Source organism: Gelidibacter pelagius (assembly GCF_017581925.1).
Lineage (GTDB): Bacteria > Bacteroidota > Bacteroidia > Flavobacteriales > Flavobacteriaceae > Gelidibacter > Gelidibacter pelagius.
The window spans coordinates 1-14,730 of sequence record NZ_JAGEVG010000017.1; the positions used below are offsets into that span (position 1 = coordinate 1).

A 14,730-nucleotide genomic window follows, 5' to 3' on the forward strand; every position below is an offset into this window, starting at 1 on the left:
AAGCAGAAGACGAGGTGGTTTTTAAATTGCACAAGCTCAATGCTTATAACGATTCTTTTTTATTCCTAATTCCTCGCTTTAAAACAAACCCTTCCGGCTTCATCCCGTATCCGCGGGATGAAGCCACCTTCCCTTTGAAAGGGAAGGAATTAATTGGGCTATGTATGAATGAAAATAGCGCAGTAAATTATACCTCATCCGCTGAACCCTGAACTCTGAACTCTGAACTCTGAACTTTGGAATTCTTCAATCGCTAATCAAACTTCATTTCTGACCACCAAATCATCATCCGTCATCCAAAATCCAATCTTGTCCACATTAAACTTTTCTATTTTTTGACAGTCTTAACGTCAAATTCATATCCTATGAAAACTCTCTGGATCTTTGCTATTTCGATATGTTTTCTGAGTTTTACTTGTTCTACTGATCCCTCTGAAATCCAAGAGCCACAAGAAGACAGCATTTATTTCCCTCCAATAAATTCAGATGAATGGGAGACTGTTTCTCCGACAGATTTAGGATGGGATCAAACTGAACTTCAGCCACTTTTAGATTATCTCGAATTAAAAAACACCAAAAGTTTTATCATTCTATACAATGGGAGAATTGCCGTTGAAGCTTATTTCGATGAGCATTCCGCTACATCTCTATGGTATTGGGCCAGTGCTGGAAAGACCTTGACCTCCACCATTGTAGGAATTGCTGAAGATGATGGCTTATTAAATATCAATAATAGGGTGTCTGAATATTTAGGAACGGGTTGGACCAGTGCGCCGTTGGAAAAAGAAAATTTGATAACTTGTAAAAACCTTTTGTCCATGGATTCTGGTCTTGATGATCATTTGGGAGATAATGTCTCTCCAGAAAACCTGCGATACATGGCAGATGCTGGAACACGTTGGGCATATCATAATGTGTATGTAAAACTGCAAGATGTTGTTGCAGAAGCCAGTGATCAAAGTTGGAACACCTATTTCAACAGCTCTTTAAAAAACAAAATCGGAATGTCTGGAACTTGGCTTCCTCTTGATGATTTGAGCGTGTATTGGAGCAACACCAGAAGTATGGCACGATTTGGGTTAATGATATATGCCAAAGGAAAATGGAAAAACACTCAAATTGTTTCAGCAAGTTATTTGAATGATGCCACTAATACATCTCAAAACATCAACGAATCCTATGGTTATTTCTGGTGGCTCAATGGTAAATCAAGTTATCATTTACCTCAAACCCAACTGGAATTTAATGGAAGTCTCATCCCGAATGCTCCAGCCGATATGTTTGCAGCCTTGGGAAAAAATGATCAAAAAATCTACATCGTGCCCAGTAAAAAGCTAGTGATTATTAGAATGGGAGATGCTGCGGATGCGGTTAATTTTGGACTATCAGATTTTGACGATACCCTATGGGCCAAAATTAATGCCTTAACAAATTAATTGTATTTTTCAGGAGCAACACGTCGCTTAGAAGCTTGTTCATAAGCATATGCCCATGACAAAAGTAAAGCTTCAGTCCATGGTCTTCCTATCAACGTCAAACCTTTAGGCACACCACTATCTGTATACCCCATTGGCACCGTTATGGCTGGATATTCAGCGACTGCTGCAAAACCAGCGTGATAATTATTTATTGATAAAATTCCGTCTAAATCATGTCTTTCAAATGGTGTGTCAAAAAACAATTTACCATTTGTTTTAAGGGTATTTTTGATAGATTCAAATTCCTCGTCCGTAGCGGAATCCGCAACAATTCCTGCAAACAAACTCTGACCATAAGGCATCGTCGCCATGGAATCCTTCTGGTTGAAGGCCATGACATCTTGTATAGACTTTACTGTCAGTTTAGCATCTCCTGAAGTTTTGATATAGTTGGGAAGGTCATTTTTCATGTCCAAATTGAGGAGTCTTAAAAAATCTGGCAACTCTATCTTCTCTGGTTCAATTTCAATGATGATGGCTCCTTCGGATTTTAGATCTTCAATAGCCCGCACATAAAGAGAATCTTCCAACAAGGTTGTCAATACCCCAAAACGCTTTCTTTTGAGCTTGTTTGCCTTAAAGTTCTTTTCATAATAAGATGAGTTTTCTAAATGTCTCTTGACTGATTTTGAATCCGTAGCATCAAAACCTCGCATCGCATCCAAAAGTATGGCGGTGTCCGTGACATTTTTGGCCATTGGCCCAGGTGTATCCAAGGTTGATGAAATAGGTACAATGCCGCTCCTGCTCAATAACCCAATAGTTGGTTTTAATCCTACCCCCGAATTTTGGCTGGCAGGAGATAAGATAGATCCCGATGTTTCGGTTCCAACCGCTGCAACACAAAAATTAGCGGCAACAGCCACCCCACTTCCTGAACTCGACCCACCAGTGTCTATGATCTTTCGACCATACGGATTCAAGGTTTGTCCACCAATAGCGCTATAACCGCTCGGGCAATCACCACAGAAGAAATAAGCCCATTCGCTTAAATTAGCCTTTCCTAAAATCAATGCGCCTTGTGCTTTCAAACGCTCCACAATAAAAGCGTCCTTGGTGTTATTATTTTGAAACGCCACCGCACCTGAAGTTGTTGGCATGTCAACCGTATTAATATTGTCCTTCAAAAGAATTGGCATTCCGAAAATGGGATGCTTCCGCATCTTGTTCTTGAAATCGAAATCCTTTTGTTTAGCTTCGGAAATAACATTCGGATTCAAAGAGATCACAGAATTCAAGGATAGATCATTATCTCTATCGAAGGCTCTTATGCGATAGAGATAGAATTTGGTCAAGTTTTCATAAGACAATTTTCCATCTTGAATATGCTGCTGCATGGTTGGGATATCTTGTTCTAATATTAAAGGTTTAAGAGCATTGTATTTGTCCTCAGTGAAATCCGCCAAATCATCAGTGAAACCTTCCCACAGTTTTGAATTGTCAATATACTTAGAGTCCAACACCTTAAATTCAGTGAAATCTTTAGCGGAAATGGCACTGATATCTGTGGATGACTTTTTGGTTCCTTCTTCGCTCTTTTCAGTGTTTTTACAAGAGCAAACAATCATAAATGTGATACAGAATAAGATTGGTTTCATTTTGGAAGTTTTTACTAAAAATACTCAAAAGGAATTGATTATTCAAAACGCGGGAATAATAAGCGGGGTTTGGTGAGCGGACTATTGCGCATGTGGTTGGAACAAATATTTCCGTCAGATGTACAGGTTTGGTTGTCAATCAGTAAATTGCGAGATTACGTGAGATTCCTGTCTTCGCAGGAATTCGTCTTCGCAGGAATTAGGCTATTTGAAAAAAGAATCTACGAATTCAAATTTATTGAAGACTTGCAAATCATCGATTCCTTCTCCTACACCAATATATTTAACGGGAATTTTAAACTGATCAGAAATACCGATGACCACGCCACCTTTGGCAGTTCCGTCCAACTTTGTAACGGCTAATGAAGTGACTTCTGTTGCAGCAGTAAACTGTTTAGCTTGTTCAAAAGCATTTTGACCTGTAGAACCGTCTAATACCAAAAGTACTTCGTGAGGTGCATCAGCAATGACTTTTTGCATGACACGTTTGATTTTGGTCAACTCGTTCATTAAATTGACCTTGTTATGTAAACGTCCAGCGGTATCAATGATAACCACATCCGCATTTTGGTTAACGCCACTTTTTAAGGTATCAAAAGCGACAGAGGCAGGGTCACTACCAAAATCTTGACGCACCATTGGCACATCAACACGATCTGCCCAAATTTGCAACTGATCGATGGCTGCAGCTCTAAAGGTGTCTGCGGCACCAAGCACAACTTTTAAGCCTTGCTTTTTGAATTGTGACGCCAACTTACCAATAGTGGTCGTTTTTCCAACACCATTTACGCCAACAACCATAATGACATAAGGTTTTTTATCTGTTGGAACTGTAAATTCTGTCGCATTGCCACTATCAACTTCAGACAGCAAACCCGCTATTTCCTCACGTAAGATTTGATTGAGCTCTGAGGTTCCTAAATATTTATCTGTAGCAACACGCTCTTCGATCCTATCAATGATTTTTAAAGTCGTATTGACCCCTACATCACTTGATACTAAAATTTCTTCAAGATTGTCAAGAACATCATCATCTACTTTTGATTTTCCAGCAACTGCTTTGTTGAGCTTTGTGAAAAATGAGGTTTTAGATTTTTCTAAACCTTTATCTAAGGTTTCTTTCTTTTCTGAAGTGAATATTTTTTTAAAAAAGCTCATTTGTTTTGAGGTGTTAATTGTTAAGCCGATTTTATGGTTCAAAGACAGAGTTGCGTTAGGGATTACTCATAGCTCAGCATTCTTTTTATTTTGATGGCTGAGCTTGCCGAAGCCCTCAAAATAAAAAGATACAGCGATAAGCCCGATCTTTTTAACCCACATGGTTTTTTTGGTGACCTTGGGTGTTTAAAAGGTAACTCTTAAAATCTTATAACAAATTTAAGTCCCTAAAGTTCAAACTGCTAATTTGTCAGATTTAACTCAAATATAGACATAAAAAAACTGCTTTCAAATGAAAGCAGTTTTTAAAAATATAGCGTATATATTTATTTTTTATTTAAAAAGTCGTCCACAAACTCAGGTGCGATAACAGCTTCAACGAACTGATAAGCTCCTGTTTTTGGAGATTTAACCATCTTTATTGCTTTGGTTAATCTCTTAGATCCTTTTTGTAACGATGCTACTGATTTCTTTGCCATTGTAAAGTTTCTTTTTATAATTCCCATGTCAATGGGAATCTACATTTATTTTATCTCTTTATGAACTGTCATACGCTTAAGGACAGGATTAAATTTCTTAATCTCCATTCTGTCTGGCGTATTCTTTTTATTCTTTGTGGTGATGTAACGAGACGTCCCTGGCTGCCCAGACTCCTTGTGCTCAGTACACTCTAATATAACTTGTATTCTATTACCCTTTTTTGCCATTATCTTAACTTTTTAGCTTGTGGCTATTATTTTAAAAATCCTTTAGATTTCGCTTCTTTGATTGCAGCAGCAATACCAATTTTATTGATTGTTTTCAACGCAGATGTAGAAACTTTTAAAGTTACCCATTTATCCTCCTCAGGAATGTAAAAACGTTTTTTGATCAAATTTGCATCAAATTTACGCTTCGTTTTATTCATAGCGTGAGATACGTTGTTTCCAACCATCGCTTTTTTTCCAGTAAGTTCACAAACTCTTGACATTCTTTCTAACTTTAATTATGTTATTTAAAACAGTTTGCAAATTTAGTAAAACTTTACAATACCAACAAACTTAAATTGTTACTTTTTTAAAATTTCTTTCTGTAGCATTTCAAAGGCTTTGGTTGTGGCTCTGTTTATGACTTTATGACGATGATCACCAAAAGTAAAACGTTCAGAAAATACTTTGTACTTCGTAGCGATGGCTATAAAAACGGTACCTATCTCAGCATCGGCATCGCCTTTTGTTGGCCCCGCATTTCCAGTAGTAGCAATAGCATAGTCCGAATTAAACAATTTCAAAGCGGCTTTGGCCATGGCTTCAGCAACTTCAGCACTTACTACAGAGAATTTAGAAATCAACTCTGGATCAATCTTCAAAACATCCACCTTAGATTGGGTGGCGTAACTGACCACACTACCTTTAAAATATTGGGACGCGCCCGCAATCGCCGTGAAGGATTCAGCTATTTTACCTCCTGTACAGCTTTCTGCCGTGGCTACTGTTTTGCCCGAAGCAATCAGATGTTGCCCAATAACGGCTTCAATAGATTCATCACGTTCAAAACCAACAAAAACGTCTTTAATTTGCGGCAACAACAATTCAATCTGATGTTTTATCTCTATTTGGATCAGATGTTTGTCCATAGATTTACCCGAAAGACGTAATCGCACTCTTCCTAAACTGGGCAAATACGCCAACTTTATATAGGGAGGCAAATGGTCAGCCCAGGCTTCAATGCGTTCTGCCAAAGCACTTTCGCCAAGACCATAAGTCAATATCGTTTCATGTTGGATATAAGGAAACTTAAATTGCTTTGCAAGTTTAGGGATAACGGCATCATCAATGAGTCCGCGCATTTCATACGGTACGCCAGGGAGCGAAATAAATACTTTCCCTTCCTTTTCAAGCCACATTCCTGGAGCACTCCCGTGATGGTTCATTAATACTTGTGCTTTAGACGGTACCAAAGCTTGATCCAAACTGACTTGGGAGGGTGTTTTAACCGTGAAGTCTCCCCAAATACGTTTGATGTTTTCTGTGACTTCATCGTTTCTAACCAGGGTATCATTAAAGTATTCCGCAATGGTTCTTTTGGTGATGTCATCTTTGGTTGGCCCCAATCCGCCAGTGATGATAATGATATTGGCATTCTCTTCAGCTTCCTTAAAAGACTTTAAGATATGCTCCTTATCGTCTTGCACAGAAGTAATCTGATATACGGATACTCCAATCTTATTAAGTTGTTTGGCTATAAATGCAGAATTGGTATCGACAATTTGACCAATAAGAATTTCGTCTCCAATAGTTATGATTTCAGCTAACATTAGAGATTGAAATCTTTTTTAATTTCTTCAGATGTCTTTTCTATAGCCTCCAGAACTGTCCTTAATTCCTTTGAAACATCCTCGTCCTTCTTTTCTAATTTACCCCAATCCTGAACGGTTATCAAATCGTCTAATACGCCAAGTTCAAACAGATCAATTGTCGGTTTCATTTTATGGGCAGCTTGATATGTTGTGTAATAGTCTGCTTCTGCAACAGCTTTTTTAAGTCGCGCAGCATCTTCCGGAACTTCCTCCAAAAAGGCAGCCGCAATCGCCATGATAAAATCTTCATCGCCATCGGCTAATTCACGTACACGATAAAGTTTATAATTTTCTTCCATTTACTTGATTGTTAATTTAAACATTTCGTTATTTTCAATCAATCCCCTTAGTTCATCATTAGCTTCTACTTTAGCAACTCCTGATGGTGTTCCCGTAAAGATAATGTCTCCAATCTTTAAAGTAAAATATTTTGATACATATTCTATAAGTTCGTCAATTTTCCATAACATATGACTTGTGTTGCCTTGCTGCACAAGAACTCCATTTCTTTCCAACCCAAAATTAATGGCATCTACCGATTCAAAATCGGATTTTGGCAACCATTCCCCAACTACTGCTGCGCCATCAAAAGCTTTGGCCTTTTCCCATGGCAATCCTTTTTCTTTTAATTTCTGTTGTAAATCACGCGCCGTAAAATCGATACCAAGCCCAATCTTATCATAATATTTATGGGCGAATTTTTTATCGATATACTTACCAACCTTAGATATTCTGACTAAAATCTCTACTTCATGATGGACATCATTAGAGAAATCAGGAATATAAAACGGTTGTTTTTTCAATAAAATTGCAGAGTCAGGTTTTAAAAACACTACGGGTTCTGTTGGCCTTTCGTTGGCCAATTCTTTGATATGCTCTGTATAGTTGCGACCGATGCAGATGATTTTCATGACTAATCAGTTTTAAATAAACGTGAAGATGGAATTATGCTTAATACTTATAGGTTCATGTGATATTTTAGTGCCACGAATTTACGAATACATTCCATTCAAAAGAATGACTGGAACTATACCGCAAAGTTACACAAAGAAGACACAAAGCTACCCAAAGAATTGATCCAAAAAATTTAATTTGACAGTGTTAAGGAAATGGCAGGAACTATTTGTGTTCCATCTTTAATACTCGGCATGGGATTATCATACCATTGGCCTGTCAAAAATACCATAACTCTATACTTCTCAATTTCTTCCATAGTCAATGCAAATTTTGGTGCAAATCTTTTCATCGTTTTTTTTCTGTTTTCACCTTCGGCAGTAAAAGTTTCTTCATATTCATTGAACGGAATAAAAAGCCACTCCAAACCTATATATAAACCATTTTCCGAAAACGTCAAATTATATTTTGAAACATCTATAACCACTTCTTTTTGATTTTTTTCTGTTTCAACAACAATACTTTCGTAAACTAAATCTTCATCAGGAAGCTCATCTTTGCCAACTGACAAGAATCTTAATCTGAATTTTGAAGGACGGTTTTTTTCAAACCAATATTGTTTTAAATATATTTTTACACTGTTCAAGTTCTTAGTAGCATCATAATTGGCTTCATACGGAAAATACAAAGCAAGAATAATCGGATACTCAGAAGCTCCAAAACCGCTTTTAATATCCTTTTTTATAATCGGATTAACAACCAGTAATTGCTCCTAAAATTTTTTGGAAATAACGACCTCACTTAAAACCTCTGTTTTGGCTCTCAAGAAAATTCGGTTTTCCTTCACAAGTTGCGACACAGCAAAGATCGAATCTTTAAAACCCAATGATGATAAATGAATGTTTTTTGAAAGGTCGTTTTCTTCAATTTCTAAACGAAAACTTCCATTATGATCGCTTGATGTTCCTTTTCGGGAATCTATAATAGAAAGATTGACGAATGGAATGGGTTGTTTGGTGGTATCGTCAAGAACAAATCCCTTCACCATTTTAGATTGTCCAATTGAAGTGAAAGAAATGAAGAAAATAACGAACAAATACCTCATATAAAATTACCAAACACATAAAACAATAAGACTAACTTCGCTGAACCTAAAGGTTTCCGGCCTACGAAGGTATTTTTAGGTCAACTTATTATTGAAAGCCCTCAATTTAATGGCGGTCAATACTTTTTTGGTGTACAGTGGAAAATCAGCATTGAGCAACCAACCAAAATACCCAGGTTCTTCGTTTAAAACATCTTCTACTCTTTTGGTTTTATGTTTCCCGAAAGAAAAGCACTCTTCATTATATTTATTATAAACGATAAACCCAGCAAAATCGGCAAATTTCTTGCGCGAACTGAATTCGGCTAAAAACTTAGTATCATTTTCCAGTTCATCATATCTTGCAATTTGAGCTTTTAAGACTTCATAGGTTGCTTCGGTATCTGCAGCTGCGCTATGTGCATCTTCCAAATTCTTATCGCAATAAAACTTATAGGCTGCAGCCAAGGTGCGCTGTTCCATTTTATGGAAAATAGTTTGTACATCAACCGCCACACGACCTTTCATATCAAAATCGATCCCAGCCCGCAACATTTCTTCTGCTAACAATGGGATATCAAATCTATTGGAGTTGAATCCTGCCAAATCTGAATCTTTAACCATAGTGTTGATCTCATTGGCCAATTCTTTAAAAGTAGGTTTATCAGCTACATCAGCATCAGAAATTCCATGAATTTCTGTAACCTCAGCTGGAATTGGCATTCCTGGATTTACTAACCACGTTTTGCGATCTTCCTTTCCATCAGGAAACACTTTCAGTACTGCAATTTCCACAATGCGGTCTGAGGTGATATTAATCCCTGTTGTTTCAAGGTCAAAAAAGCATATAGGTTTGGTAAGGTTGAGATTCATTTTTGTCTGTAGTTTATTTATTCTTGCTGATTTTTAAATAATTAGCGTAAAAATAGAAAAACCTAATTGTTTTAAGATTAGGTTTAAGATTTGTTTAGGTTTTGTGTTTAATCAGACCTGACAGATTTCTAAAATCTTTCAGGTCGGAATGCTACATTAAATCTCACGATTGACATCCCAAGCTTCCAAATAATCTTTGACGGCTTTTACAAATTGCCCACCCAATGCACCATTAACAACACGGTGGTCGTAAGAATGTGACAGGAACATCCTATAACGGATGCCTATAAAATCGCCATCAGGAGATTCAACTACTGCAGGAACCTTTCTTATCGCACCAAGTGCCAGAATCCCGACTTGTGGTTGATTGATAATTGGTGTTCCCATTATACTTCCAAAAGTCCCAACGTTAGTTACGGTGTAAGTTCCGCCTTGAATATCGTCTGGCTTCAATTGGTTTAAACGGGCTCTGTTTGCTAAATCGTTGACGCGTTTGGTCATCCCGATCAGGTTCAGTTGATCTGCGTCCTTAATCACAGGAACAATAAGATTTCCGTCAGGTAATGCTGCAGCCATCCCTAAATTGATATGTTTCTTTTTGATGATTTTATCATCTTGGAGTGAAATGTTCATCATTGGGAAATCGCGGAGGGCTTTCGCCACAGCTTCCAAGAATATTGGAGTAAATGTCAAATTCTCACCTTCGCGTTTCGCAAAATCACCCTTGACTTTATTGCGCCAGTTCCAAATATTGGTCACATCAGCCTCAATAAAACTTTGTACGTGAGCTGATTTCTGTACGGATTCCACCATGTGATGTGCAATCAGTTTGCCCATCCTGGTCATTTCAATAATCTCATCACCATTACTGGCAATTACAGGAGACGCTTTTGGTTTTTCAGGAGTTTTCTCTTGAGCTGATTGTGCTGCTGCAGGCTCTTGCTTAACAGATTCTGCCGCTATATTCTCTTTTACAGGCTCTGGTGTAGACGCTGGTGGCGCAGACACTGGAGCTGATTTCTTTGTCTCAAGATATTCGAAAATGTCATTTTTGGTGACACGCCCATCTTTACCTGTTCCAGAAATACTGTCCAATTCAGATTGGGAAATACCTTCTTGTTTGGCTATGTTTTTAACTAATGGTGAATAAAAACGATCTTCCGTAGAGGTTACTGGAGCTGCTACAGCTGTTTTTGCTGCTTCAACCGTTTGTGCTACTTGTGCAACTTCTGGAGTTTCGGCCATAGGTGCTGGAGCAGATTCTTGTTTCGGAGCCATAGGCGCTGCAGCAGCACTTGCATCCGTTTCAATAATCGCAATGACTTGACCAACTTTTACAACATCATCTACGTTATAAAGGATCTCGGTCAAGACACCATCCACTTCACTAGGCACTTCGCTATCTACCTTATCAGTTGCAATTTCCAATACTGCTTCATCAGCTTCAATAGTGTCGCCAACATTTTTCAACCAAGAGGTAATGGTTGCTTCTGCTACGCTTTCACCCATCTTTGGGAGTTTCAGTTCAAATTTTGCCATATTATTATTCAGATGCTAAAATTTTTATTTGCTCTTGCAAAATTAGTTAAAATTGCCATACTTCATTACATAATCCTTTATAATTTCGGAATTCATGGCGCATATATTCATTGATGTTTTTACAATAAAATCACTTCTCCACGATGTTCCGAGCTATCACTACCAATAATGAACTGACAGTTTTTAGGTAAAATTCTAAACGTCAATTCCTTGCCTTTGCTTGAATACATCATATATTCGATTATAGACTTGTAATCAATGGTGTTGCCGTCAAATATAACTTGTGTTCGTGGCGCAATATCAGCTATATCATGAACCGTTGTTGTTTTGAAAGGAAATTCTATGAGAAAGTCTGAACTTTTAGTCATCAACACATGAGATTTTACTTTGATCTCCAAGGCCTTTGGTACTTTCAGGAAAAACCTTGAAAATAAAATCCCAAACCGGACAATGACATCAAAAATAAAGCTGGACTTGAAGTGCTTTTTGTAAAAAATATGCATCGCACCATAAAAGCGCTTGGCATAAGTTTCATCTTTTAAAGTACTTTCCCCTTTATAATGAAGGACGGTTGTGCTTCCGTAATATATGTTTTGATACCCCGCTTTTAAGACTTTATAAGAAAGATCTATATCTTCACCATACATGAAGAAATCTTCATCAAAGCCTTTGACTTCGTTATAAATCTCTCTTTTGAGCACCATAAAAGCACCTACAAGAATACCCACCTTGCCAATATCAGCTATCGACAAATGATTTGCATAATAGGTATTTGAAAACCCCAATATTTTCTTGATAGAAACCGTTGGAGTGGGAATGTTTCTTTTGCTTTCTGGCAGGAATTGCCCGCGTCCATCGATGAGTTGACAACCCAAAACACCCATATTGGGACTATCCGCGGCATAAGCCAATATCTTTTTAAAAGTATCTTCAGCTACTACCGTATCAGGATTCAAGATGCATAAGTATTCACCTTTTGCTTTGGCCACACCAATATTATTCCCTTTTGAAAAACCAAAGTTTTCAGCGTTCTCAATTAAGACAACCTTTGGAAAGTGCCGCTTTACCATCTGGCAACTATCGTCAGACGAATGATTGTCAACAACAATAATTTCAGCATCCAAATCCGCTATTGCAGCTTGAACACTTTTGAGACACAACTCCAAGAAGCAGCGCACATTATAATTTAATATGACAATGGATAACTTCAATAAACACTACGATTTTAAAGAGGATTCAAAAGGGATTCTATTCAAAATACTTCTTCCAAGGGTAACCTCATCGGTATATTCCAATTCGTTGCCCACTGAAATACCTCTTGCAATTGTAGAGGTGATAATTTCACAATCTTGAATTTGCTTAAAGATATAAAAATTGGTGGTATCGCCTTCCATAGTAGAGCTTAATGCAAAAATCAACTCTTTTACAGTTCCATTTTTCACCTTTTCTACAAGTGAAGTGATATTTAGGTCATTAGGTCCAATCCCATCCATTGGTGATATTTTTCCTCCCAACACGTGGTACAAACCTTTAAACGAACTTGTGTTTTCAATAGCCATGACATCTCTAATGTCTTCAACCACACAGATGATTTCTTCAGTTCTACGTGGATTGGAACATATCTCGCAAAGTTGGGTGTCACTGATATTATGGCAACTTGAGCAAAACTTGATATCCTTTCGCATATGCTCCAATGCAGAAGTCAGTAACATAGTTTGATCTTTTGGCTGTCTAAGCAAATGCAATACCAAGCGCAATGCTGTTCGTTTCCCAATTCCGGGGAGCTGAGACATTTCATTGACTGCTTTTTCGAGTAGTTTTGAAGAAAATTCCATGGGGGCAAATTTACGATTTTAGTACATATTTTTGAGGCTTTCACATATTCTTATTTCATATTAAGTCCCGTTATTTGAAAATTGAAAACTATAATAAGTAATTTTCCGCCATATTTTATTATTTATGCATTCTACAACCATTATCCTGCTTATCCTTTCCTACTTTGGAATTCTCATTTTGATATCCTATCTCACGGGAAGAAAATCAGACAACATTACCTTTTTCAAAGCCAACAAACAAGCGCCGTGGTACATTGTGGCCTTTGGGATGATTGGTGCATCACTTTCTGGAGTGACATTTATCTCGGTTCCGGGGTGGATAGAATCTTCTCAATTTAGCTATATGCAGATGGTGCTGGGTTATACTGTCGGTTATCTCATTATTGGCACTGTGCTCCTTCCACTCTACTATAAATTAAATTTAACCTCTATTTACACCTATTTAGAGGAGCGCTTTGGAAATGCTTCTTATAAAACTGGTGCGTCATTTTTTCTAATTTCTCGAATTGTGGGTTCGAGCTTCAGGCTGTTTTTAGTGGCCAATGTACTGCAAGTGCTCCTCTTTGATGATCTGGGCATCAGCTTTTGGCAAACTGTAACCATCACCGTTTTTTTAATATGGTTATATACTTTCAGATCTGGAATCAAAACCATTATTTGGACGGATTCCCTGCAAACCTTGTTTATGTTGATAGCAATTGGTGTGGCAATTTATTCCGTGAGTGATGATCTGGGCATTAGTGGTGGCAATATTTTAGGCTATGTATTGGAGAGTGACCTATCTAAAACCTTCTTTTTTGACGACTTTAAATCCAGCGAGTATTTCTGGAATCAGTTTATATCCGGAGCGTTTATCGCCATTGTGATGACCGGCTTGGATCAGGACATGATGCAAAAAAACCTTACCTGTAAAACCTTAAAAGATGCGCAAAAAAATATGTTCTGGTTTACGATTATTTTAACCATAGTGAATTTCATGATTTTAAGCTTGGGTCTTCTTTTAACCGTTTACGCGCAAAAGAATGGCATTGATGCACATAAAGATGAGCTCTTCCCTATTTTGGCAAAAGAACATTTAGGCATTGGAGTCTTTGTATTCTTTTTACTGGGATTGATCGCTGCAGCATATAGCAGCGCCGATAGCACCTTAACCGCCTTGACCACCTCCTTCAGCATTGACGTTTTAGACATTGAAAAAAAGTATGATGCTGCTAAACAAGTTGTTATTAGAAAACGTGTTCACATCATGATGTCATTTGTTTTGATTCTGGTCATTATCGCTTTTAAATACGTTATTAAAGATGAAAGCGTCATTGCGAAACTCTTGCTTTTTGCGGGATACACCTATGGCCCATTACTCGGGCTCTATGCTTTTGGATTGTTCACCAGGTGGCAGATAAAAGATAAATGGGTGCCTATAATTGCCATTCTGTCGCCAATTCTTTCTTATATAATCGGTATCAACAGCTTAAAATGGCTAGGCTTTGAATTTGGATATTTTATTCTGATCTTAAATGGTCTTCTGACATTTTTAGGATTAATACTGATTCGTACCAAGCAACACTAAGGTACAGGCCATTTCGAACTCAATTTTAGCATCGCGTAAACGCTGGAAAAAATCTGGATTTTCTGTCCCAGGGTTAAAAACCACACGATTTGGTTTTAAAGAAATAAGGTAATCATAAAATGGTTCTTGCCTGGTCGGATTCATATATAAAGTAACAGTATCAATACCGTTGTACGGTATCAATTCCGTATCGATCTTGATGCCAGAAACCTCGCCTTCCTTTAATCCAAAAGCCACAACTTCATGCCCGTGAGATGTCAGTCTGTGCATTGCTAAATTAGAATAACGGCTCGGATTTAAAGAAGCTCCGAAGACTAGAGTTTTTTTATTTGTCTGCATAGTTTCATGGATTTTATTTGAAAATAA

18 protein-coding genes are annotated in these 14,730 nt (G+C 37.6%); 3 read left to right on the forward strand and 15 right to left on the reverse strand.

The window, feature by feature from the left end; genetic code table 11:
• Both J4051_RS14100 and J4051_RS14105 read left to right on the forward strand, forming a co-directional pair.
• Positions 1 to 212: hypothetical protein (locus J4051_RS14100; RefSeq protein WP_208234523.1), on the forward strand; the 212-nt coding region annotated here is incomplete at its 5' end.
• A 153-nt stretch (positions 213 to 365) separates the two neighbouring features.
• Complete coding sequence (locus J4051_RS14105; protein WP_208234524.1) at positions 366 to 1,436, forward strand: serine hydrolase domain-containing protein; 1,071 nt, start codon at positions 366 to 368, stop codon at positions 1,434 to 1,436.
• Here J4051_RS14105 and J4051_RS14110 read toward each other — a convergent pair.
• The 14 genes from J4051_RS14110 to recR form a co-directional block, all read right to left on the reverse strand.
• Positions 1,433 to 3,076 carry an amidase family protein gene (locus J4051_RS14110; protein WP_208234525.1) on the reverse strand — a complete coding sequence of 548 codons (1,644 nt, stop codon included), beginning with the start codon at positions 3,074 to 3,076 and terminating at the stop codon, positions 1,433 to 1,435. The two genes, J4051_RS14105 and J4051_RS14110, sit on opposite strands and share 4 nt — an antisense overlap.
• A 204-nt stretch (positions 3,077 to 3,280) precedes the next feature.
• Positions 3,281 to 4,234: a signal recognition particle-docking protein FtsY gene (gene ftsY, locus J4051_RS14115; protein WP_208234526.1), complete on the reverse strand. Its 954-nt coding sequence runs from the start codon at positions 4,232 to 4,234 to the stop codon at positions 3,281 to 3,283.
• 326 nt (positions 4,235 to 4,560) lie between these two features.
• Positions 4,561 to 4,713, reverse strand: coding sequence for a DUF4295 domain-containing protein (locus J4051_RS14120; protein ID WP_208234527.1), 153 nt, complete (start codon positions 4,711 to 4,713; stop codon positions 4,561 to 4,563).
• A gap of 45 nt (positions 4,714 to 4,758) precedes the next feature.
• A complete protein-coding gene (rpmG, locus tag J4051_RS14125; RefSeq protein ID WP_208234528.1) occupies positions 4,759 to 4,941 on the reverse strand; it encodes a 50S ribosomal protein L33 in 183 nt (60 codons plus the stop codon).
• Between the two features lie 26 nt (positions 4,942 to 4,967).
• Positions 4,968 to 5,204 carry a 50S ribosomal protein L28 gene (gene rpmB / locus J4051_RS14130; protein WP_129016605.1) on the reverse strand — a complete coding sequence of 79 codons (237 nt, stop codon included), beginning with the start codon at positions 5,202 to 5,204 and terminating at the stop codon, positions 4,968 to 4,970.
• 78 nt (positions 5,205 to 5,282) lie between these two features.
• The gene (locus J4051_RS14135; protein WP_208234529.1) at positions 5,283 to 6,530 is read right to left on the reverse strand and encodes a competence/damage-inducible protein A; all 1,248 of its coding nucleotides are present in this window, start codon (positions 6,528 to 6,530) and stop codon (positions 5,283 to 5,285) included.
• Positions 6,530 to 6,871, reverse strand: a complete 342-nt coding sequence (locus tag J4051_RS14140; RefSeq protein ID WP_208234530.1) for an Hpt domain-containing protein — start codon at positions 6,869 to 6,871, stop codon at positions 6,530 to 6,532. Before J4051_RS14140 ends, J4051_RS14135 begins: the two co-directional genes overlap by 1 nt.
• A complete protein-coding gene (locus tag J4051_RS14145) occupies positions 6,872 to 7,483 on the reverse strand; it encodes a fumarylacetoacetate hydrolase family protein (protein ID WP_208234531.1) in 612 nt (203 codons plus the stop codon).
• 176 nt (positions 7,484 to 7,659) lie between these two features.
• Positions 7,660 to 8,154, reverse strand: coding sequence for a hypothetical protein (locus J4051_RS14150; RefSeq protein ID WP_208234532.1), 495 nt, complete (start codon positions 8,152 to 8,154; stop codon positions 7,660 to 7,662).
• 84 nt (positions 8,155 to 8,238) lie between these two features.
• Positions 8,239 to 8,514, reverse strand: a complete 276-nt coding sequence (locus tag J4051_RS14155) for a carboxypeptidase-like regulatory domain-containing protein (protein WP_208234533.1) — start codon at positions 8,512 to 8,514, stop codon at positions 8,239 to 8,241.
• A gap of 132 nt (positions 8,515 to 8,646) precedes the next feature.
• Positions 8,647 to 9,423: a 3'-5' exonuclease gene (locus tag J4051_RS14160; RefSeq protein ID WP_208234534.1), complete on the reverse strand. Its 777-nt coding sequence runs from the start codon at positions 9,421 to 9,423 to the stop codon at positions 8,647 to 8,649.
• Positions 9,424 to 9,579: 156 nt separating this feature from the next.
• Complete coding sequence (locus J4051_RS14165; RefSeq protein WP_208234535.1) at positions 9,580 to 10,962, reverse strand: dihydrolipoamide acetyltransferase family protein; 1,383 nt, start codon at positions 10,960 to 10,962, stop codon at positions 9,580 to 9,582.
• 119 nt (positions 10,963 to 11,081) lie between these two features.
• Complete coding sequence (locus tag J4051_RS14170; protein WP_208234536.1) at positions 11,082 to 12,173, reverse strand: glycosyltransferase family 2 protein; 1,092 nt, start codon at positions 12,171 to 12,173, stop codon at positions 11,082 to 11,084.
• Positions 12,174 to 12,179: 6 nt separating this feature from the next.
• Positions 12,180 to 12,797, reverse strand: coding sequence for a recombination mediator RecR (gene recR, locus J4051_RS14175; protein WP_208234537.1), 618 nt, complete (start codon positions 12,795 to 12,797; stop codon positions 12,180 to 12,182).
• Between the two features lie 124 nt (positions 12,798 to 12,921).
• Between recR and J4051_RS14180 the strand changes: the two genes are divergently transcribed.
• Positions 12,922 to 14,364 carry a sodium:solute symporter gene (locus tag J4051_RS14180; protein WP_208234538.1) on the forward strand — a complete coding sequence of 481 codons (1,443 nt, stop codon included), beginning with the start codon at positions 12,922 to 12,924 and terminating at the stop codon, positions 14,362 to 14,364.
• Here J4051_RS14180 and J4051_RS14185 read toward each other — a convergent pair.
• Positions 14,335 to 14,703: a CoA-binding protein gene (locus J4051_RS14185; RefSeq protein ID WP_208234539.1), complete on the reverse strand. Its 369-nt coding sequence runs from the start codon at positions 14,701 to 14,703 to the stop codon at positions 14,335 to 14,337. The two genes, J4051_RS14180 and J4051_RS14185, sit on opposite strands and share 30 nt — an antisense overlap.
• Positions 14,704 to 14,730: the final 27 nt, after the last annotated feature.